General features: G+C 68.1%; 15 protein-coding genes. 9 read left to right on the forward strand and 6 right to left on the reverse strand.

Annotated features, from left to right (window positions below; translation table 11 throughout):
- Positions 1-32 precede the first annotated feature (32 nt).
- From LQF12_RS04315 to pta, 4 genes are all read right to left on the reverse strand, one after another.
- A complete protein-coding gene (locus LQF12_RS04315; RefSeq protein ID WP_435531210.1) occupies positions 33-1,475 on the reverse strand; it encodes a NupC/NupG family nucleoside CNT transporter in 1,443 nt (480 codons plus the stop codon).
- Positions 1,476-1,567: 92 nt separating this feature from the next.
- The gene (locus LQF12_RS04320) at positions 1,568-1,840 is read right to left on the reverse strand and encodes a hypothetical protein (protein WP_231054767.1); all 273 of its coding nucleotides are present in this window, start codon (positions 1,838-1,840) and stop codon (positions 1,568-1,570) included.
- A gap of 152 nt (positions 1,841-1,992) precedes the next feature.
- Positions 1,993-3,234, reverse strand: coding sequence for an acetate/propionate family kinase (locus LQF12_RS04325; protein WP_231054768.1), 1,242 nt, complete (start codon positions 3,232-3,234; stop codon positions 1,993-1,995).
- Positions 3,234-5,297, reverse strand: coding sequence for a phosphate acetyltransferase (gene pta, locus LQF12_RS04330; protein WP_231054769.1), 2,064 nt, complete (start codon positions 5,295-5,297; stop codon positions 3,234-3,236). Before pta ends, LQF12_RS04325 begins: the two co-directional genes overlap by 1 nt.
- Positions 5,298-5,456: 159 nt before the next feature.
- On the opposite strand from pta, the gene LQF12_RS04335 reads away from it, so the two are divergent.
- From LQF12_RS04335 to LQF12_RS04345, 3 genes are all read left to right on the forward strand, one after another.
- Positions 5,457-6,257, forward strand: a complete 801-nt coding sequence (locus LQF12_RS04335) for an SURF1 family protein (RefSeq protein ID WP_231054770.1) — start codon at positions 5,457-5,459, stop codon at positions 6,255-6,257.
- A 328-nt stretch (positions 6,258-6,585) separates the two neighbouring features.
- Positions 6,586-11,985 (forward strand): NACHT domain-containing protein, encoded by a 5,400-nt coding sequence (locus tag LQF12_RS04340; RefSeq protein ID WP_231054771.1) that lies wholly within the window; start codon positions 6,586-6,588, stop codon positions 11,983-11,985.
- A gap of 355 nt (positions 11,986-12,340) precedes the next feature.
- Positions 12,341-13,219 carry a restriction endonuclease gene (locus LQF12_RS04345; RefSeq protein ID WP_231054772.1) on the forward strand — a complete coding sequence of 293 codons (879 nt, stop codon included), beginning with the start codon at positions 12,341-12,343 and terminating at the stop codon, positions 13,217-13,219.
- A 179-nt stretch (positions 13,220-13,398) separates the two neighbouring features.
- Here the strand turns inward: LQF12_RS04345 and LQF12_RS04350 are convergent.
- A protein-coding gene (locus tag LQF12_RS04350; protein WP_231054773.1) for an IS3 family transposase occupies positions 13,399-14,582 on the reverse strand; the annotation gives its coding sequence in 2 pieces (ribosomal slippage) (positions 13,399-14,306 and positions 14,306-14,582; 1,185 coding nt in all).
- Between the two features lie 245 nt (positions 14,583-14,827).
- Between LQF12_RS04350 and LQF12_RS04355 the strand changes: the two genes are divergently transcribed.
- The 3 genes from LQF12_RS04355 to LQF12_RS04365 all read left to right on the forward strand — a co-directional run bounded on the left by LQF12_RS04355 (position 14,828) and on the right by LQF12_RS04365 (position 16,763).
- Positions 14,828-15,571, forward strand: a complete 744-nt coding sequence (locus tag LQF12_RS04355; protein ID WP_231054774.1) for a hypothetical protein — start codon at positions 14,828-14,830, stop codon at positions 15,569-15,571.
- Entirely contained in the window at positions 15,558-16,103 is a 546-nt protein-coding gene (locus tag LQF12_RS04360; RefSeq protein WP_231054775.1) for a type II toxin-antitoxin system VapC family toxin, read from the forward strand. Before LQF12_RS04355 ends, LQF12_RS04360 begins: the two co-directional genes overlap by 14 nt.
- A gap of 312 nt (positions 16,104-16,415) precedes the next feature.
- Positions 16,416-16,763, forward strand: coding sequence for a hypothetical protein (locus LQF12_RS04365; RefSeq protein WP_231054776.1), 348 nt, complete (start codon positions 16,416-16,418; stop codon positions 16,761-16,763).
- A gap of 43 nt (positions 16,764-16,806) precedes the next feature.
- Here LQF12_RS04365 and LQF12_RS04370 read toward each other — a convergent pair whose 3' ends face one another.
- The gene (locus LQF12_RS04370) at positions 16,807-17,613 is read right to left on the reverse strand and encodes a hypothetical protein (protein WP_231054777.1); all 807 of its coding nucleotides are present in this window, start codon (positions 17,611-17,613) and stop codon (positions 16,807-16,809) included.
- A gap of 61 nt (positions 17,614-17,674) precedes the next feature.
- Here LQF12_RS04370 and LQF12_RS04375 point away from each other — a divergent pair, with 61 nt between their 5' ends.
- The 3 genes from LQF12_RS04375 to LQF12_RS04385 are packed head-to-tail and all read left to right on the forward strand — an operon-like array spanning position 17,675 to position 20,927.
- A complete protein-coding gene (locus tag LQF12_RS04375) occupies positions 17,675-18,088 on the forward strand; it encodes a DUF3817 domain-containing protein (protein ID WP_231054778.1) in 414 nt (137 codons plus the stop codon).
- Between the two features lie 52 nt (positions 18,089-18,140).
- Positions 18,141-19,724 carry a glutamine-hydrolyzing GMP synthase gene (gene guaA / locus LQF12_RS04380; RefSeq protein ID WP_231054779.1) on the forward strand — a complete coding sequence of 528 codons (1,584 nt, stop codon included), beginning with the start codon at positions 18,141-18,143 and terminating at the stop codon, positions 19,722-19,724.
- Positions 19,725-19,751: 27 nt separating this feature from the next.
- A complete protein-coding gene (locus LQF12_RS04385) occupies positions 19,752-20,927 on the forward strand; it encodes a glycosyltransferase (protein ID WP_231054780.1) in 1,176 nt (391 codons plus the stop codon).
- Positions 20,928-20,989: the final 62 nt, after the last annotated feature.

Here is a 20,989-nt window from a genome sequence, read left to right on the forward strand (position 1 = left end):
CCTCCCGCGGGTGTCGCCATCGTAGAGCGCATTCACCCGATCAGCATGCCGACGAAGGTGGCGCTCATCAGGTTCGCCAGCGTGGCCGCGAGCACCGCACGCAGACCGAGCTGGGCGATGTCACCGCGGCGCTTCGGGGCGATGCCGCCCAGACCGCCGAGCAGGATGCCGATCGAGCCCAGGTTGGCGAAGCCGGTGAGGGCGAAGGTGACCACCGCCTGCGTCTTGGCGGAGAAGTTCTCCGCCTGGGGGGCGAAGTCGCTGAAGGCGACGAACTCGTTCAGGATCACCTTCTGGCCGAGGAAGCTGCCCGCCTGCAGGGCCTCACCCCAGGGGACCCCGACGGCGAACATCACCGGGGCGAAGACGTACCCGAGGATGGACTCGATGGTCAGCTCGGCCCCGAACCAGCCGGCGATCCAGCCGACGAGCAGGTTGCCGAGAGCGATCAGGGAGATGAAGGCCAGCAGCATCGCGCCGACGTTGAGCGCCAGCCGCAGCCCGTCCCCGGCGCCGCGGGCGGCGGCGTCGATGACGTTGCGTGCCTTCTCGGGCTCGTCCTCGTCGTCGTCATCGGGCTCGTCGGGCTCGGGCTCGGTCGTGGGACGGGAGTCGTCGCTGCCGCTGACCGTGCCCGTGGTGGTGGTCGTCTCGGTCCCCGCGCCGGCGCCCACGGGTGCTGAGCGGCGGTAGCGGTGGCCGCCGAGCTCGGAGTCGCCCGAGTCGCCGGTGTCCTCGGCGTCGGCCGAGCCCCCACCGGCCGTGGCCGAGCCCCCACCCGCCGTGGCCGGTACGGGCTCGCGCTCGCGGGTGCGCTCGAGCGAGCCGCTGGGCACGAGTAGCTTGGCCATCGCCAGGGCGCCGGGCGCGGCCATGAAGCTGGCGGCGATGAGGTAGTCCAGCCGGGCGCCGAGCAGCGCGTACCCCACCAGCACCGAGCCGGCCACGGTGGTCAGCCCGCCGGTCATCACCGCGAACAGCTCGGACTGGCTCAGCCGCTTCACGTACGGGCGAATCACCAGCGGAGCCTCGGTCTGGCCGACGAAGATGTTCGCGGCCGCGTTCATCGACTCCGGCCGGGTGGTGCCCAGCACCTTCGCCAGCCCACCGCCGATGATGCGCACCACCCACTGCAGCGCGCCCAGGTGGTAGAGCACCGCCGTGAGGGAGGCGAAGAAGACGATCACCGGCAACACCTGGAAGGCGAAGATCGAGCCCTCCTCGGGCAGCACCGGCCCGAACAGGAACTCGATCCCGCTGGTGGAGGTGCCGATAACCGCCTGCACCCCTGAGGAGATGGTCTCCAGCGCGCTCTCGCCCCACGGCACGTAGAGCACGAGCACCGCGATGACCAGCTGGGTGGCCAGCGCCAGCCCGACGGTGCGCACCCGGATCTTGCGCCGGTCGGCGGAGAACAGCAGGGCGACGCCGAGCAGGAGAATCATCCCGCCCAGCCCCCAGAGGACGTCGATCACGGCAGGCACCTCTCGTCGTCGGGCGGTGTGCACACCCAGGGTGCCACGCACGGGACGGGGCAGCATCGCGAGCCTGCCCCGACCCCGGAGCCTCAGACCGCCGTCGGCGTGGCCTCCTGCGCACGCTCACGCCGCCGGCGGCGGGGCGAGCCGGAACGCCCGGCCGAGGCCACGCGCGGCGCGGTGCCAGGCCAGGGCGGGGTCGCCGTCGCGGGCAGGCCGGTACCGGAGCAGGAGGCGCCGCCGCGGCGCGAACGGTGGGCGGCCAGGGTGCCGTAGCGGGTCAGGTCGACCACGGTGCCGCAGTGCGGGCAGCCGGTCGAGGAGAGCTGGGGGGCCGGGGGGAAGGAACCGAAGAAGGACATGAGGCGTCTGCGCTTTCGAGGCGTCGAGACTGCGCGATGGGGGGCTCAGCAACGTGCACGCACGTGGGTCACCACGCCACCGTTGGCAGCGAAGGGATACAGGGAGGTGATCGGGGTGCGGACCTACGTCTGAGCATCGACCGGGAGGAATGCTACCCCGGCTGCGGGCCTGCTTTCGCACCGGTGACGGCGACCGCCTCGCGGGCGATCTCGGCCTCCTCGTTCGTGGGCACCACCAGCACCGCCACGGGGGAGGAGTCGGTGGAGATGCGCACTGGATCGGGTCCGCTGCGGCGGCGCTCATTGGCGCCGGGATCGAGCTCGATGCCCAGGTGCTCCAGGCCCGTGAGTGCGCCGGCGCGCACCGGCGCCGAGTTCTCCCCGATGCCCGCGGTGAACACGACGGCGTCCACCCGGCCGAGCACGGCGGTGTAGGCGCCGATGTACTTGCGCAGGCGGTAGGTGTAGACCTCCATGCCCAGCCGGGCGTGCTCGTCGCCGGCGTCCATCGCCTCGGCCACGTCGCGCATGTCCGAGTGCCCGGTGAGGCCGAGCATGCCCGAGCGGCGGTTCATGAGGGTGTCGATCTCGTCGATGCTCATCCCGGCGGTGCGGGCCAGGTGGAAGACCACCGCGGGGTCGATGTCGCCGGTGCGGGTGCCCATCACCAGGCCCTCCAGCGGGGTCAGGCCCATCGAGGTGTCCACCGAGCGGCCGTTCTGGACGGCGGTGGCGGAGGCGCCGTTGCCCAGGTGCAGCACGATGAGGTTGGCCTGCTCAGCCGGGATGCCCAGGTGCTGGGCGGCCACCCGGGAGACGTACTGGTGGGAGGTGCCGTGCGCGCCATAGCGACGGATGCGGTGGCGCTCAGCCACCTCCCGGTCCAGGGCGTAGGTGGCGGCCTGCTCGGGCATCGTCAGGTGGAAGGCGGTGTCGAAGACGGCCACGTGCGGGATCTCAGTGAAGGTGGCGCGGGCAGCGCGGATGCCCTCCAGGTTGGGCGGGTTATGCAGCGGCGCCAGCGTGGCGAGGTCCTCGATGATCGACTCCACCTCGTCATCGATCACCACCGAGCCGCCGAACCGGGCGCCGCCCTGGACCACCCGGTGGCCCACGGCCACCAGGTTCGCCTCGGCCAGGTCGGGTCCGTGCTCGGCGAAGGCGTCGGTCATCGCGGCCATGGCGGCGCCGTGATCGGGCACGTCCAGGTCACGCTCGTGGTCGGTCCCGACGGTGGTGTGGGTGAGGCGGCCGCCCTCGGCGCCCACCCGCTCGATCAGCCCGGTGGCGATCGCGGTGCCGGTGGCGGGGTCGAGGACCTGGTACTTCAGCGAGGATGACCCGGCGTTGACGACCAGGACGTGCTGCGCCGTCGTGGTGTCTGCGCTGCTCATCAGCTCTCTCCCTGGGCCTGCACGGCCGTGATCGCCACGGTGTTCACGATGTCCTGCACGAGTGCCCCCCGCGAGAGGTCGTTGACCGGTTTGCGCAGGCCCTGCAGGACCGGCCCGACGGCGACCGCCCCGGCACTGCGCTGGACCGCCTTGTAGGTGTTGTTGCCGGTGTTCAGGTCCGGGAAGATCAGCACCGTGGCGCGCCCGGCCACGTCGGAGCCGGGCATCTTGGTGCTGGCCGTGGTGGGGTCGACGGCCGCGTCGTACTGGATGGGGCCCTCGACCACGAGGTCGGGGCGGCGCCGGCGGACCTCGGCGGTGGCCTCGCGGACCTTGTCCACATCGGCGCCGCTGCCGGACTCACCGGTGGAGTAGGAGAGCATCGCGATCCGCGGCTCGACGCCGAACTGGGCGGCGGTGGCGGCGGAGGAGATGGCGATGTCGGCCAGCTGCCCGGCGTCGGGGTCGGGGTTGACGGCGCAGTCGCCGTAGACGAGCACCCGGTCGGTCAGGCACATGAAGAACACCGAGCTGACGATCGAGACTCCCTCGGCGGTGCGGATCGTCTCGAAGGAGGGCTTGATGGTGTGGGCGGTGGTGTGCCGGGCGCCGGAGACCATGCCGTCCGCGAGGCCCTCGTAGATCATCATCGTGCCGAAGTAGGAGACGTCGGTGACGATCTCGCGGGCCCGCTCGACGGTCATGCCCTTGTGCTCGCGCAGGCCGGCGTAGGTGGTGGCGAAGCGTTCGCGCAGCTCGGGATCGCGGGGGGAGAGGACGCGGGCCGCCGTCAGGTCCAGGCCGAGCTCGCTGGCGCGGGCGCGGATGGTGGCCTCGTCCCCGAGCAGGGTCAGCTCGGCGACCTCCCGGGCCAGCAGGGTGCTCGCCGCGCGGAGGATCCGGTCGTCCTCGCCCTCGGGCAGCACGACGTGCTTGCGGCCGGCGCGGGCGCGTTCGAGGAGCTCGTGCTCGAACATCAGCGGCGTCACCACGGTGCTGCGGGGGATGTCGACGGCGTCCATCAGGCGTTCGGAGTCGATCGCCTGCTCGAAGGTGGAGCGGGCGAGATCGAGCTTGCGCTGGGAGCCGGTGGAAAGCAGCCCGGGGGTGCGCGAGGCGCGGCTGGCCGCCTCGAAGGTGCCGAGCTCGGTAGTGATGATTGGCAGGCGCTGGCGCAGGCCGTCGAGCAGCCGGGTGGTCTGCTCGGAGGGGGCGAAGCCGCCGTTGAGGATGAGGCCGGCGAGGGAGGGGAAGTTCTCTGCCGCGTGCGCGGCCACGAGGGCGAGGATGACCTCGGAGCGGTCGCCGGGCACGATCACCACGGCGCCGTCGGAGAGACGTTCGAGGATGTGCTCCATCGTCATCCCGCCGACGATGAGCTCCTCGGCTTCGCGGTCGAGCAGCTCGTCGTCGCCGGTGGTCAGGGTGCCATCGGTGGCGCGCATCAGGTCGCGCACGCTGGGGGCGGCCAGGAGGGGGACGTCGGGCATCACCCAGGCGGGCACAGGCAGGTCCGCCAGGGTCTGGGTGATGGCGTCGATGGCGTCCGGGTCGGCGCGGTTGGCCACCACGGCCACCAGGGAGGCGTGCGCGCCGGCGAGCTCGGCGGCGGAGACGTCGACCATCTGGCGCACGTCGCTGGGGTCGCGGTCGACGGCGGAGACCACCAGCACCACCGCCGAGCCGAGGTTCGCCGCCACCCGAGCGTTGAAGGCGAGCTCGGTGGGTCCGGCCACGTCGGTGTAGTCCGAGCCCACGATCACGACGGCGTCGCACCGGTCGGCCACCCGGTGGTAGCGGGCCACGATGGTGGCCAGGGCGGCGTCGGGGTCGGCGTGCACGTCCTCGTAGGAGACGCCGATGCAGTCCTCGTACGTCAGGTCAACGCCGTCGTGGGCGAGGAGGAGCTCGACCACGGAGTCGGTGTCGGCATCGCCGCGGGTGATCGGGCGGAAGACCCCGACCCGGCGGACCCGACGGACGAAGGACTCCAGCAGCCCGAGCGCCACCGAGGACTTTCCGGTGTGCCCCTCAGGCGAGGTCACGTAGACGCTGGTCACCATCAGGTCCTCCCATGCTCAGCCTCTCGGCAGGTCGCCGCCCACGCTACCCGGGCCGGTGCCGGCGTGGTCCGGGCCCTTGGTCCCAGGGCGGACCGGTGGGCCGGCTCGGGTGACCTGAGCGGTCGGGGACCTGGGCTGCCCGAGACGTATTCTGGACCGGTGAGCACGAGCGGGCGAGTCGGCGGGCGCACGGACTGGGTCCGGGCGGCCACCCAGCCGCGGTTGCTGGGAATCCTGGTGATCCTGCTCGCCGGCGCCGCGCTGTGCATCTGGCTCGGAGCCTGGCAGCTGGACCGCGCGCAGATCCGCGGGAACCAGGAGGAGCAGGTGGCGGCCGCGGCACGCGAGGAGGGCCCGGCGATCCCGCTGGCCGAGGTGGTCGGGCCGGGGGAGGGGCTCGTGCAGGAGGAGCTCGGGCAGCGCGTGGAGGTCCAGGGCGAGTGGGAGCCCGACCTGCAGGTGTTCGTGGAGGGCCGCGGCTACGAGGGTGAGCTCGGGTATTACGTTCTCTCCGCGCTGCGGGTCTCGGGCGAGGACGCGCTGCTGCCGGTGGTGCGCGGCTGGGTGCCGAGCACGGACGAGGCGGCGCTCGCGGTCCCAGACGGGCCGGTGGAGCTGGCCGGTTTCCTGGGGTCGCCGGAGCACGCCGAGCAGGGGATCGACCCGGGGGAGAGCACGGGGGCGCTGGTGGAGTCGGTCAGCCCCGCGCAGCTGGTGAACTTCTGGGACGAGCCGACCTACGCGGTGCCGGTGCGGCTCGCGGAGATGCAGCCGGGTGGGCCTGCGGCCGCAACCGTGCCGATCCCGATCGGCCCGCCCGAGATCCCCGACGGCGGCCTCAACGTGCGCAATCTGGCGTACGCAGCCGAGTGGTGGATCTTCGGGGGGTTCGCGCTGGTGCTGTGGTGGCGGATGGTGCGGGACGAGGTGCGTCACCTGCGGCAGGAGCGGGTGGGGTGAGGGTTGCTCAACCAACGCCGCTGAACGCCCCCTCACCGGTGAGTGTTGCGGACGGGGCTTGTGGGACGATGGCGTCCTGTGCGCGGGGCCAGCTACTGGTCTGGTGCGCCAGTCTCAGTGAGGGTTCGGCCTACGGGACGGGTCGGCAGGCGTGGGTTGCGGTCCGCTGCATTCCGCCCAGAATGACGCAACCCAGACGCCGAGGTCGATCTCGCGACAGAAGGGCGGACTACTCAAGCGAGACCCCAGACCGCCTACTCAGTGCGGCAGGAGCCCTACGGTCTCGCGAACGTTGTTTAGAGTTGAGCCTCTAACCTTGGTCTTGGAGGTGAGGACCACGGTGAGCGAAGGAGAGCCGAGCTCGGACGTGCCTACGGGCACGGTCGAGTCTTGGCTGTGGACCGAGCCGGAGCACGGTGTGAAGGCACTCCCAACGGTCACCGAAATTGAAACGCTGCCGCTGGGCGACTTGTCTTTCCGAGACGCCGAGCGCCTGTTCCTCTGCCTACTTGAATCCGAAGTCGAAGTCACCTACGCAAAGTCGTACGGCGTTGTCGGTCAGGAGCAAGAAGGCATCGACGTCTATGGCCGGCTACGGACGCCCGACCCGGCTGTCGGAGCACAGGCGTCTGGAAGTAGGCGTTCCTCCGTCGCACTGCAGTCAAAACGCGTGAAGACGGTCGCGCCCGCCGATATCAAGAACGCCGTTACTAAGTTCCTCGACGGCCAGTGGCCCGCGCGGAGCAAGCAGTTCTTCTACGCGACGACGTTCGACTTCCGCGAACGAGACCTCGACGAGGCAGTGCGCGACGCAACAGAGCGCCTCCAGGACGAAGGCGTGGAGTTCGTCCCGTGGGATGGTGAACGAATCAACGAACTCCTGCGGTCGCGACCCCGCCTCGTCGAAAGGTTCTTCGGCCCACACTGGGTGAAACCGTTCTGCGGCACCGATGCTGCGTCAAACCTGCCGCGCACCAGACTCGACCCGATAGAAACGAGGCAACTTAAGGGCGAACTTCGAGCCTTATACCGCGCCGCGTTCAACGCTTTCGCATCGCTTCGACCGTCCGAACCGGAGGAATCGTTCGTCATTCTCGACGTGCGGCCGCGTTCCGACAGTCCGAACGACCGATTGGAGGAGGCGCGAGGCTCGCCAACCGAAGGCACCCCGGTTGACCCGCATGGTTCTTCAACGGGCGACGATAGTGAACCCCGGTCAGAGTCACTCACCACGTCCTCCAGGCTGACCCGGGCCCGTCCGTCACTGCGCGCAGTTAGCGGCCTCCTCGACGACAGACGCGACGTCCGCGCGCTGGCCGACATCACACCCGTGGACATCTGGCTTGCAGACGGCGAACGAAACGTTCTCATCGGCGTACCGGGCGCAGGCAAATCGAGCCTTCTGCGGTTCGTCGCCACAGACCTCCTCGCCCCCGACCCTGTTTCGATTGCTCTGCAACGAGCCCACGGTGACCGCCTACCCCTCTGGCTACCGTTCGGGTTCCTGTGCCGTCATCTCGATGAGAACAGCTCGAACTCGCTGACCTCGGCGGTCCACGCGTGGCTCGCCAACCAGGGCCGCCCAGACTTGTCCTGTTTGGTTGACCAAGCACTCGAGGATGACCGGTTGCTGTTGCTTATTGACGGGATCGACGAGTGGACGACTGAGGCGACAGCGAATGACGCGCTGGGAAAGGTCGAGACGTTCCTGGGTGGGACGAAGGCGGCGGTCATCATGACCTCTCGCCCGTACGCATTGTCCCGACTCCCCCTCAATCTGAGCTGGTGTCGAGCGGACCTAGCGCCCCTAGACCCGGCCCAGCGGCGCGCAGTAGCAGCCCTGTATCTCGTCCCGGCCAATTCCGAACCTGTCGCGACCGAGCCCGGCGGTCCGGGTCAGAGCGGGTCTCACAAAGCCACTTGGTCCGCCGCCGCGGTTGAACCGTTCCTGGCCCAGATCGATGCCGTTTCGGAGCTCAAAGCGTTCAGCCGCACGCCGCTGCTCCTCGCGCTGCTCGCGCGAACGTGGCGAGGCGAGCCACTGCCCCCGAGACGATTCGACCTTTACGACCTCGTCGTCAAGATGCTCATCGATACACATCCCAAGATGCGGGCACGAGCGTCAAAGGTCACTTCCCAGGCACTCACGGTGGACGACTTCCAGACCCTCGTCCAAGGTGTCGCGTTTCGCCTCAAGGCCGACAACACTCCCCAGCCAACGCACTACAAGGCGATGCAGAAGGCTTTCGAGGTCGTCCTCAGCGACCCAGAGGTTCTCGGCCACAGCCCCGCCGAGGCACGGTCCGTAGCGGCCGAGGCTTTGAAGATGGCAGAAGATGAGTTCGGCATTCTCGTCCCGCAAGGCGCCAAGCAGATCGGATTCGTCCACCGCGTCATTGGCGACCACCTCGCCGGCCGGCATCTTGCCGAGTTGAGCCAGGAAACGCAGAGCACTGCATTCGCTGACCATCACCGAGATGCATCCTGGACCGATGTCCTTCTTGCCGCGCTAAACGCCCAACCGAACAGGCAGACAGTCGCGAAAGCGCTCGACGACCTCATTTCCGACCTCGACGGCAAGTCGCCCGCTCCGTGGCCGCACGACGTGCTCAACCACCAGGCCACGTGGAGATTCCTAGCAGCGGCGCTTGCAGCCGACGTAAGCCTAGCGCCAAGCAAGGTCCACGAGTTCGTCAACGCCGTCGTGGCAGAGGTCGAAAGCTCTCCGTCGCTGACCTACCGTGCTGACCTGGTCACGTCCTTGGTCCAAGCCTCCCCAACACCAAGGTACTGGCGCCACTTGAAACCGACATTCACGCGCTGGCTCGATGCCACCCGGCCTTACCCGGGCACCGCCATCTACGCGCTCCGGGAGCTACCCAGCAGCTACGACGCGCAAATTCGACGCATAGCCTTCCGCACTCTCCGCCACGACGACGGAGGGGTACGGTCTAATGCCGTCGGCATCATCGCGGCCAGGTTTGGGAACTCAAGAGAGCCAGGCCCGGCGGCCCCAGCACCAGCTGATCCAGCACTGCTTCAGGTCATTAACGACGGGCCTGACACCGCGACCCAGTGCGCCGCGCTCGTGACTCTGCTCGAAGGATGGCCGAAGGACCCAGCGACGCTGGACAACATCGCTTGGGCACGCCAAAGCCCGAAGACCAACCTCCGAACCGCCGCGCTGTATGCAGTCGCCCAGGCCGACCCGAAAACCCCACTCAGCAAGCTCTTCACGCCTGAGGAACTCGCCTTCGTTCTCGAACACCTACACCAAGAGCGGTACATCGACGACCACGACTGGACCGGACTGAGTTCGCTGCTCGTGATGCGCGCAGTAGCCGAGTCGTCCCAGCAGTACAAAGACAATCTCGCACAATTCGCCGCTACCACCCTGCGCCAGAACCCGATGCGCGACGGTAACCGTTCAATGTGCTGGCAGCTCGCTTGCGGTCCCCTCGCCGACCAAAAAGTTCTCCAAGACTGGGTCATCGAAGAGATGTCCAACACCTCGGAGCGCTTTCCACTCATCCTCTACGACCTGTCGAAGATGCCGCCCGAATGGACTGACCTCCGGCCGCTCCGCGACGCCGTAGGCAACCGCATCGGCGAACTTGCCGAGATGTCATGGAATGGCGACCTCAGCTTGACCCGCTTCCTTGATGACGAACGGGCACGCACTGCCCTTCTTGGTACCATCGACCAATCCCGACCCGCAGCAGCCGCACACGAACTCGTCAACCGATTCGGTACCGCCCCCGTCGTCGTTGCTGCGCTCGACAATCGGTTCGCCGACGACAAGGCGGCAGCCAAGCTCGCAGGCATAGCCATGCAGCACCTGGGGCCGGCAACGGGCTTTGCCCGAAACTACGAACTTCTCAAGGCGGAGAACGCCAAGGAACCAACTAGCGCCAGCGAATCGCACGTCGTTCTTGCGCTCGCCGTCGCCCACAACTGGTACCAACTCAAACAAGCCGTCGCCGGCGAAGAATCACCCTTCGACTCCGCCGCCGCCCAGGCTGTGCTCGACGCATACGACGACGACACAGTGGCCGCGACCTGCATGGCCGTACCCACCCGCCGTGGCCTCGGATGGCACATCGCCGACATCATCAACACCTGGCCAGCCCAGACCATCGACTACACCATCGACGAACTCAAGAGCGACCATCACGTCACCCACGGACTTAACGACCCAATCCACTCAGTCGCCATCAGAGCCCACGGCACCAAACCGAGCCCGCGGTCAGACGAAGTACTCGACCTCGCCCTGGACCTCCTCACTCCACTCCCCGCGTCACTACGCGAGGTCCTCGCCTTCGAACTTGCCAAAGTACCCGTCACCCCCGCCCAGCTCATCGACGTCACCACAGCCTGGAAGAACGACCCCGACGACGGCGTCCGGCGAGTCACCGCCGTAGGCATCACCGAGGCCATCCAACGGCACCAGCGGCCAGACCATGCACCGTCGCCGGAATTGACCCACTGGCGCGAGGTGGTGCGCGAAGGTCTGCGAGCGTACGGACCACACCTCGACGAGGACCGGCAAGTCGCATGGACCTGCATGCTGCTGCTCGACGCACCGGAGCTACTCGACGGCGTACTCGAGACCATCAACGAACCTAAACGCCCCGGAGTGCGCCTGACCGACATCTACGGCAGCCCCGACGCTCTTCTCGCGACTCTTATTGCAGAGAACTGGAACAAGCTCCTACCGCACCTGGGCGATAACCCCATGGCCCAGCTGTCCGGGGCCCGTCCCAAGGACGGCGTCGAGGAGAAGGGTGCAGCGCTGGGTGCGCTCCTGGTATCCCTGACCAGTCCTGGAATTGCCAGCCTCCTCAGCGAGCGCATCGCGACCGAGGAGGCCGAGGCTGGCGAGAGCGCAACCCTGCAGCTCATCGAGTCGACCCCTGCGGGCATCGACCACCTCATCGAGTCCGGCGGCGCGACCACTGAGAACCTCCACCGAGTCATCGCGGCGTCAGTCGCGTCCTCCACCAGCGGTGACCCCCAAGGTATCTACGAACACTGGGCATTCAGAAAGCTCACCGCACCCTGGGACATACCCGACGCCGACCTCGAGACCATCTTCCGCGAAGCGATGAATCCCAAGCCGCCCGCGCCTAGCAGCCCACGACCGAAAAGTGACGTCGTCAATGCAGTCCACGACCTGCTCTTCCCTCACAGCACCAAGGCAAAGGACCGCCTCCAGGACCTCACCGATTGGTTCGAGCAGCCGGAGGAAGACCGCTACCCGGGCGCGCCGACCAGCTGGATTGAAGCCACCGTCCTAACGTTCAATGTGACACCAGCCGGTCACCTGCCTGCGTATGTCGAGCGAATCTTCGAGTTGCGGCGCCTGGAGGTCGCGCGCGAGCCGCTGTGGAAATTCACCGAACCCCTGATTCACCGCGTCACCAACGACCCAGTTGCCGCCCATGCGCTTACCGAAGCTCTTGACGGACGTGACGTAGCCATCGAGTCGCCACTGTTCGGGCAACTGGCCATCAGTCCAGGGATCGAACAAGCCAACGCGGCAAGACGCGTCTTCGTCATCGCCCGCACGCTCGAGGCGGCGGGCCACCTCGATACGAGCGCACTGGAGGTTGCATTCGAGGTCCTCCGTAGAACCGACCCGCGCACCACCGTCACCGACCCGTACGCCGGTACTACCGGCCCGCTCCGGACGCTCGGAGTCACCCTCGCCGACGGAACCAACAAGTAGCCGCTAAACCACACCCGCAGCAGCCCCGGCGCTGATCGAACAGACGTCGCCTCCAGTGCAAGCAGACGTCAAACTCTCGATTCCGCGACTGCGTCAATCCGCCGCCATCGACGCGGGTGCTCCATCGGGGTGGAAGCCCACGACGAGTCGTCTGCCAACTGCCCCGGTAGGGGATCCCCTCGAGACACGGCGAGGTGTCGGCAGCAGGTTCGGTACTCCGCAAGAGCTGCCGTGGTACTACGGGAGATCCTGCCGTGAACTCGGAGAGTCTCGGCACGGGCGACGAGCAGCCTCCGAAACAATCCCCGCCCAACGACAGCGTGTCCTACCCAGCGCGCGGTGGGATACTACCGGCGTGTCTGAACCAGAGCCGTTCGTTCCGAGCCGGCACCCCAAGCCCGTGCTCGTGCCCCAGTGGGAAGATGCCGAAGAGTTCGCTGCCTGGCACATGCGCTCACTCGGGTTCACCGATGCCCTAAACACACCTGCCGGCACCGACGGGGGCGTGGACGTGCGCGCACAGGGGGCAGTCGCCCAGGTCAAGCACCACGACAAACCTGTCGGCTCGCCCGATGTGCAACAACTCCTGGGGGTCTCCCGCCGAAGTGAGACCCCGATCTTCTACTCCCTGCGCGGCTATACCCTAGCTGCCATCCAATCTGCCGCCGATGTCGTGGCCCTGTTCGCATACGACATCTACGGCCAGGCAGTTCCGGCAAACCCGGTAGCCGCCGCCTTGAACGAACGCCGCTCCGACCAGCCGGATATCGTCAGCGATCTGCGCATACGTCTTCGCGACACAGCAGCACCGCACGACCAATTGGCTGCGATGATCCTTATCGACGATCGCCGAGAAGAGGTCGCGGTTCTCGACCGAGCCGTGAGCATGGCGTGCCAAGCGTCCGGGCTAGTCGGAGACTCCGCTGCCAGGTTCGCTCTACCCGATGATGTCGAGGTGCACCTGCGTGCTTACTACGGGCTAATCATGGAGGACCTGGCCCAGATGGATGCTGGTTTTGCGCGCACCAAGCGCGAGATCACTAGACGCCGGCGGAATAGCCTCGACGTTGGGACAATCCAGCGTTCACTCGATGATTATCGAAAGTTGTTGATCGCTGGAGAGCTCATTACCACTGCTCCCTACGCGGCACTAACTCACCTCAGAAAGGCAGTGGAGTGCTGGGTGAAGGTTCGCAGTGCGACGTTCAAAGGTATCTACGACGAGCACCTCTGAACATAGGAACGCATGGCACGACGCGGGGGATACGAGCGCAGCATCCACCTCTCTCTACGGCCCCATCAACGGTTCTAGATTGCAGGCTCATTCCCACTGCGATACACCAGCACCTAAGTCTGCTGCACGGATGGGTGACAGGGTGACCTGACCTACGGTTAGGGTTCCACTCTCGGTCGCTAGCTTCCGGTGGTGGTGAGTGCCCTCGGGGTGCGGGCGAGGTCGTAGTCGTGCGGTGTCGCATACTCGAGTGAGGAGTGCCGGCGACGTCGGTTGTAGAACACTTCGATGTACTCGAAGATCGCGTTCGCCAGCTCAATGCGCGTCTTCCATTTCGTCCGGTTCAGCAGTTCGATCTGCATCGTCGACCAGAACGACTCCATCATCGCATTGTCGAGACCATCTCCCACGGTCCCGAACGAGGGCAGCAAGCCCGCTGAACGGATCTTCTGGGTGAAGACCCAGCAGGTGAATTGGACTCCGTGGTCCGCGTGCACGATCCCTCCGGGCCCGGGCCCGGGCCCGGGCCCGGGCTGACGTGCGCGGGTCGCCATGTCCAGAGCGTTCACGACCAGGGTGGAGTCTTGTTTGGAGTCGATGGCCCAGCCGATGATTTTGCGGCTGCAAGCATCCAGCACGGCGGCGCAGTAGATCTTGCCCTCGCGGGTGGGATGCTCGGTGATGTCCGTGACCCACAGCTCGTTCAGCGCGAGACGGTGGAACTTACGGTTGACCAGGTCGTCCGCTGTGGCGATGCCCTTGAGTCGCTCGACTCGGGACGGGCCTGGAAGCCCACCGATTCCGGCGCGAGTCATGAGCACGGAAACGAGCCGGCTGGAACACGGGATGTTCATGCCGATGGTGAGCTCGGCGTGGATGCGGCGGTAGCCATAGGTGCCGCGGGAGGCAACGTGGATTTCCCTGATCAGGCCGGTCAGCCAGCGTCGGCGCAGCTCGGTGGCGCTGGTCGGGCGCTTTCGGTACCGGTAGTAGCCCTGGCGGGAGAGGCCCAGTAGGCGGCAGCAGGTGCTTGCGGGTGCCCCGGCGTCGACGAGTCGGTCGATCACCGGGTGCGCCCTTTTGGGGCGGCTCCGCCCTCCTCATCGAGCCAGGTCGCCGCACGACGGAGGATGGCGATCTCTTGCTCGAGCTGGCGAACGCGCCCGCGTGCTGCACGCAGCTCCGCAGATTCTCCACTGCTCAGGCCGGGTCTGCGGCCCTGGTCGATTTCGTCCTGACGCAGCCAGCTGTGGAGGGTGACGGTATGGATACCTAGGTCTTTAGCGGTCTGCTTGACCTGGCGGCCCTCTCGCACGAGCGCAATGGCACGTGCACGGAACTCAGGAGGGTACGGGCGGGGCATGCGGTGAGCCTTCGATGAAGACCATCGACTAGCGACGTCAACTGGAAACCAAGCCGTAGGTCAGGTCAAGATGTCACCTATCCGTGCAGCAGACCCCACCAGGCCGTCGAGTCCCCCTCACCGACCGACCTCGGCTCATCGTCGAATGTCGTGTAGCCGACGTAGCCTCCCCTTGACGCCGTCCAAAAGTAGGCGGGGCCTGGGGTGCGGTGCCAGAATGGGTAGCGTTGAAAGGGGAGATGGCCGTGGCCGACGACATTGTGCTCACGATCGACGCCGAGCGCCCGGCGGGCGCGGAGCGCTTCTTCGCTGCCGGCGCGCACCTCCTGGAACTTCTCGACGATCTGGCGGAAACGGTCAGCGTCGAGTGGACGCTGAGCAGTCTCCGAATCGGATCTGCCATCTCGGGCCTCTCAGCAATGGGCGAGAATCGTCAGGAGGGCTTCACCGCCGCTCGATCCGCTGTCCATGGTCTCGGGCAAATCCGGGCTGGCGATCTTCTGCCAACTGACTGGACACCTATTGCAGTCGGCCACGCAAAGGATCTCGTTCGTAGTTCGGGTGGTCACGCGAAGCTCGAGGCAGGGGGAAACGTCGTCTGGCTTGACCAGCAGTTGCGCGACCGCTTGCAGGACGTCACGCCATGGGTGCGCGAGTTCTACGGGTCGGTGCGCGGCCACCTGACTGGCGTGAACGTTACCAGGGGAAACAGAGCCTCGATAAGACCCCACACCGGCGGTCGGGTGGTTCATGTCGGCTTCCCCACTTCGCTTGCTTCGTCGATGCGTGACGGGCTGCTCGAGTTCGTCGAGATCGAAGGAATGCTGCGACAGAACGACGAGGCCAGGACCTACTACGTTGCAGCCCACAGCCTGCGGATCGTCGAGGAGCCGCCCATCTCCTGGCGCGAGCTGAGGGGTTTCATGCCCGACCTGACTGGCAGTCTGTCGACTGCTGAGTATCTGGAGAACATCCGTGGCGAAGAGTGAGACACCGCGCGTGCTGCTGGACTCCAGCGCACTGATCGCGGTCATCAAGGATGAGCCGAACGCGGATCATGTCGAGGGCCTGTTGGGCATGCTCGACCGTGGCGAGGTGCAGCTGGTCGAGTCGGTGGTCGCCCTGGCCGAGGTCTACAAGCCGTCTGACCACAAGGACAGCGCGGTCCGCGATCGTCATGACACCAAACTGCAGCAGATCCGCCTACTGCTGGAGTCGCGCACGGTCCTCCTGCTGGATGTCACTCAGCCCATCGTTCGAAAGGCGACAGAGTACCGGCGCGACTATCGAATGAAGCTCCCTGATGCGGTTCACCTCGCGACGGCGGCATTGAACGACTGTGACTGGTTGGTGACCTTCGACCGAGACTTTCCCGAACGCCTTGGTGGCCTGAAGGTCGTCCGCCTGGACCACGCCGAGGAGCCCAGGGACCTCCCGTGGCGGTGCCAGGTGGAGGAGAGCTTGTTCGACTACCCGACAGGCGAGAACGTCATCCAGCTGCACGGATCGACCGAGCACTGACTACCTGTTCCCCATTTTTGGGATGTGCGTGGCGCAAGCCGTCGTCAGGTCCGCAAAGCCGTCACGCGCCTATGGATTGCACGGTGACTTGGTCTGCCTGAACACTGGAGCCCTGTCGGACGACTGTCATCGCTACAGTCATTAGCCTTCGGTACGGAAAGGTCGGTCGGGGTTGCCGGTGACCGGCGCTCGAAGGCTCGAACGAGAACGCTCACGTTGGTCACGCGACAATCGTGAGGGCACCGACGAAGAACTTCCAGTGACGCAGGGCCGACCCTTCACTGTCGGGCGTGGGCCCACTACCGTCGCTGCATGGCCCCTGACGACCCATCTGCGGCGCCGCCACGCCGTCGGGTGCGAGGCACGGTGATCCTCGCGACGGTCGTCTTCGCGGTTTCCATGACCGCTATCTGGGGGCTGGCCGTTCCCTTCGGAAATCCATGCCCCGCCGTCTACCCGCCGCCGCCGGGATGCACCGTCGCGGACCGAACTGCTACCGGGGTGCCATGGACGATCGCTATCACGGCTATCTACGTCGCCTGCATCGTCCTCGCGCTGAAACTCAGTCGTCGCCGGCGCTGGCTCACCTTCATGGCGATCGCGGCCCTCGGTGTCGTGGCCATCGTCGGGTACGGCGCCGTTCGGGGCTTCCTCGGCTAGATCCCGTTCGGACGCAACGTGAACGACTGCGCTGCCTGTCCGCCTACCAGGTGCCCACGAACTCGCTGGCAACCTCCTGCACCTGGCCGGCTACGCCGTCGGCGTGCTCGGTGACCACCTCAGCAAGCGCCGCCTCCACATCCTCCGGCTGCTGCGGATCGGCGTCAGCGAGCCCCGGCAGGTCGGACCCCACGACAGCCTCCGCCCACCTCGCACGGACTGCCTCCGGCTCCCCGGCCCCGCCCGCCAGCGCCTCCGCCGCCTCGACCGTCGCGGCGCACACCGCCTCCAGCTCGGGCAGCGGGCACTGCACTCGCAACGACTCGGCGATCCTGCGGTTCGCATCAGCCGCATCAGCCGCATCGCCCTCGCCCCGGGCGGCCAGCAGCGTCGGCACCGTCCCGCAATAACGGCGCACCTCAGATAACGGCTCCGTGAGCCCGGCGCGTAGCCCGGCCAGGGCCGCCTGATCGGCCTCGAACTGCTCGCTCTCCTGCGCCGTCGGCTCCAGCTCGGCTGGTGCGGCGGGTGGTTCGGGCGCGAAGTCCACCTGGTCGCCGTAGGCGGTGAGCGTCGTGCACGCCGCGTTCACGGCGTCCGCATCCGCCGCATCAGCGGCACCGCCCGCCCAAACCGGGCTCAGCCACGTGGCCGGACCGGGGGAGAGGTCGACGCCCTCGGGAGGGGCCAGCGCCGTCGTCTGCTCGGACTCCCAGGCGCGCAGGTCCGCGTGCCAGGCCTCGAGCGCGGCGGTGCGTTCGCCGTCGGAGCGCTGGGACAGCGCCACGGCGATGACCACGGCAACCACGACCACGGCGGCGGTGACGATCAGGACGCGACGGGAGGGCACAGGCTCACCGTAGCCGCGCGCGGCTCCTCAGCCCTGCCGCCGAAAGTGAGAGACTGGGGGCATGACCGAACCGGAGGCCACCGACGAGGGCAGCACCACCGACGCGCAGGACATGCGCGACCGCGGCGCATTCACGCGCTACCGGATCATGGCGTTCGTGACCGGCGGGATGCTGCTGCTGCTGTGTCTGGAGATGTTGCTCAAGTACGTCGTCCAGGTCAACGGCGTGGACGCGAACGGCAGCCCCCAGCCGGTGCTGGGCACCTGGATCGCGTTCGTGCACGGCTGGATCTATGTGGTCTACGCCGTCACCGTCTTCGACCTGTGGAGCCGGATGCGGTGGAGCTTCGGGCGCATCGCCCTGCTCATCGCCGGCGGCGTGATCCCCGTGCTCTCGTTCGTGATGGAGCAGAAGGCGGCCCGCTGGGTCAGCGAGACGCTCGAGTCCCGTCAGCAGGCCGACTCGACTCCCTGAGGCACTCACGCCGCGGTTCGATCGCCCGCGGCCGGGCGACTATCCTTCTCGGGTGAGTGCCGCCAGTGACATCGCCCTGCCCAGGCCCGTGCTCGTCGTCGACTTCGGCGCCCAGTACGCCCAGCTGATCGCCCGCCGCGTGCGCGAGGCGGACGTCTTCTCCGCGATCGTGCCCCACACGATGCCGGTGGCGGACATGCTCGCCAAGGACCCGGCCGCGATCATCCTCTCCGGCGGCCCCGCCTCCGTCTACGCCGAGGGCGCCCCCGCCGTGGACCCCGCCCTGTTCGAGGCCGGGGTGCCGGTGCTCGGCATCTGCTACGGCTTCCAGGCCATGGCCACCGCGCTCGGCGGGCACGTGGCCCACACCGGCACCCGCGAGTACGGCGGCACCACCGTCTCGGTGGACGAGGCCGGCACGCTGCTGCACGGCTCCCCGCAGGCCCAGACCACCTGGATGAGCCACGGCGACGCGGTGCACGAGGCCCCGGCCGGCTTCGACGTGCTCGCCACCTCGCCCGGCTCCCCGGTGGCCGCCTTCGAGAACCACGAGCGCCGCCTCTACGGGATGCAGTGGCACCCCGAGGTCAAGCACTCCGAGCGCGGCCAGCAGGCCCTGGAGAACTTCCTCTACCGGGCCGCCGGCCTGGAGGCCTCCTGGACCCCCGGCAACGTCATCGCCGACCAGGTCGCCGCCATCCGCGCCCAGGTGGGCAACGCGAAGGTGATCTGCGGCCTCTCCGGCGGCGTGGACTCCTCCGTGGCCGCCGCCCTCGTGCAGGAGGCGATCGGGGACCAGCTCACCTGCGTCTTCGTCGACCACGGGCTGCTGCGCAGCGGCGAGGCCGAACAGGTCGAGGAGGACTTCGTGGCCGCCACCGGCGTCAACCTCAAGGTGGTCGAGGCCGCCGACCGGTTCCTGGACGCCCTCGCCGGGGTCAGCGACCCCGAGACCAAGCGCAAGATCATCGGCCGCGAGTTCATCCGCGTGTTCGAGCAGGCCGCCCGCGAGGTGGTCGCCGACGCCGGAGGTAGCGGACGTTCCGTCGAATTTCTTGTTCAGGGCACCCTCTACCCGGACGTGGTCGAATCCGGTGGCGGCGAGGGCGCGGCCAACATCAAGTCCCACCACAACGTCGGCGGCCTGCCCGACGACCTGCAGTTCTCCCTCATCGAGCCACTGCGCACCCTGTTCAAGGACGAGGTCCGCGCCGTCGGGCTCGAGCTCGGCGTACCCGAGGCCATCGTGTGGCGCCAGCCCTTCCCCGGCCCCGGCCTGGGCATCCGCATCGTCGGCGAGGTGACGGCCGAGCGGCTGGAGACCCTGCGCGCCGCCGACGCCATCGCCCGCGCGGAACTGACCGCCGCCGGGCTCGATCGCGAGATCTGGCAGTGCCCGGTGGTGCTGCTGGCCGACGTCCGCTCCGTGGGCGTGCAGGGGGACGGGCGCACCTACGGTCACCCGATCGTGCTGCGCCCGGTCTCCTCCGAGGACGCCATGACGGCGGACTGGACCCGCGTGCCCTTCGACGTGCTCTCCCGCATCTCCACCCGGATCACCAACGAGGTCGCCGAAGTCAACCGGGTGGTGCTGGACGTGACCAGCAAGCCGCCGGGCACCATCGAGTGGGAGTAACCGACCCGACGAGCTGAGGAGAGCGACGTGCGCATCGTTCATGTCTCCGACTGCTACGCCCCGCGCGTGGGCGGGATCGAGAGCCAGGTCGAGGACCTGGCCGCGCACCAGGCCGGGCTCGGGCACGCCGTGCACGTGCTCACCGCCACCGCTGGCGACGACACCACGTCTGCGCTGGGCCGCTATCGCGAGTCCCTCACCCAGCCCTCGGGCGTGCGGCTGCACCGCATCGCCTCCCCGATCACCTTCGGGCTACCGGTGCACCCGCGCGGGCGGGCGCTGGTGCGCCGCGCCCTGCAGCTGCTGGAACCCGACGTCGTGCACGTGCACGCCGGCGTCGTCTCGCCCTTCGCCTACGACGGCGCCCGCGCGGCCCGGGCGCTCGACCTTCCGTTGGCCCTCACCTGGCACTCCATGCTCGACGGCGTGGAACCGCTGGTCTCCCTGGGCTCGCGGGCCACGGGCTGGCGCCGGGCCCCGGTGGCCCTCAGTGCCGTCAGCGCGGTGGCCGCCGAGCGGGTGGCCCAGGCCCTCGGGCGCTCGGACGTGTCCGTGGTCCCCAACGGACTGGACCTGACGCCCTGGCGGGCCGTGGCCGCCCGGGGCGAGCGGGCGCCGTCGGGCAGCGGGGCATTGCGGGTGGTGGCCACCCAGCGGCTGGCGCCGCGCAAGCGGGCCGTGCCCCTGATCCGCATCGTGGCCGAGGCCCACCGGCGGCTCGGACGCGACGAGCACGGCGAACCGAGGATCCGCCTCACCCTGGCCGGCGGCGGACCGGCCGAGCACGCCGTACGCACCGAGGTGGTGGAGACCGGCACCGAGGACGTCGTCACCGTGCTGGGCCGGATCCCGCGGCAGACGCTGCCCACCCTCTACCGCGACCACGACGCCTTCATCGCCCCCGCCGAGCTGGAGGCCTTCGGCATCGCCGGGCTCGAGGCGCGAGCGGCCGGGCTCGCGGTGGTGGCACAGGCCGAGACCGGCGCGAGCGAGTACGTCCAGCACGAGCGTGACGGGCTGCTGGCCACCGGGGACGAGGAGGCCGTGGCGGCGCTGGTGCGGCTCGCGCAGGACCGGGAGCTGCTGGCGCGCATCCGCCGCCACAACAGCGACGTGCCCCCGCCGATGGGGTGGGCGGACGTGATCGGGCGCGCCGAGCGGGTGTACGCCAGAGCCCGGGAGGCACGCGGCCTCCCGGCGTAGGTCACCGGTCATGAACCGGCGGTGAACAACGAGCGGGGATCGAGCGAACCGACAGCCAACTC

This window comes from Ruania suaedae (genome assembly GCF_021049265.1).
GTDB lineage: Bacteria > Actinomycetota > Actinomycetes > Actinomycetales > Beutenbergiaceae > Ruania > Ruania suaedae.

What these genes read in the sequence shown, in the direction of transcription:
- LQF12_RS04320 (WP_231054767.1), bottom strand. Translation starts at nt 1,840, where the DNA reads ATGTCCTTCTTCGGTTCCTTCCCCCCGGCCCCCCAGCTCTCCTCGACC.
- LQF12_RS04325 (WP_231054768.1), bottom strand. Translation starts at nt 3,234, where the DNA reads ATGAGCAGCGCAGACACCACGACGGCGCAGCACGTCCTGGTCGTCAAC.
- pta (WP_231054769.1), bottom strand. Translation starts at nt 5,297, where the DNA reads ATGGTGACCAGCGTCTACGTGACCTCGCCTGAGGGGCACACCGGAAAG.
- LQF12_RS04365 (WP_231054776.1), top strand. Translation starts at nt 16,416, where the DNA reads ATGGCCCCTGACGACCCATCTGCGGCGCCGCCACGCCGTCGGGTGCGA.
- LQF12_RS04375 (WP_231054778.1), top strand. Translation starts at nt 17,675, where the DNA reads ATGACCGAACCGGAGGCCACCGACGAGGGCAGCACCACCGACGCGCAG.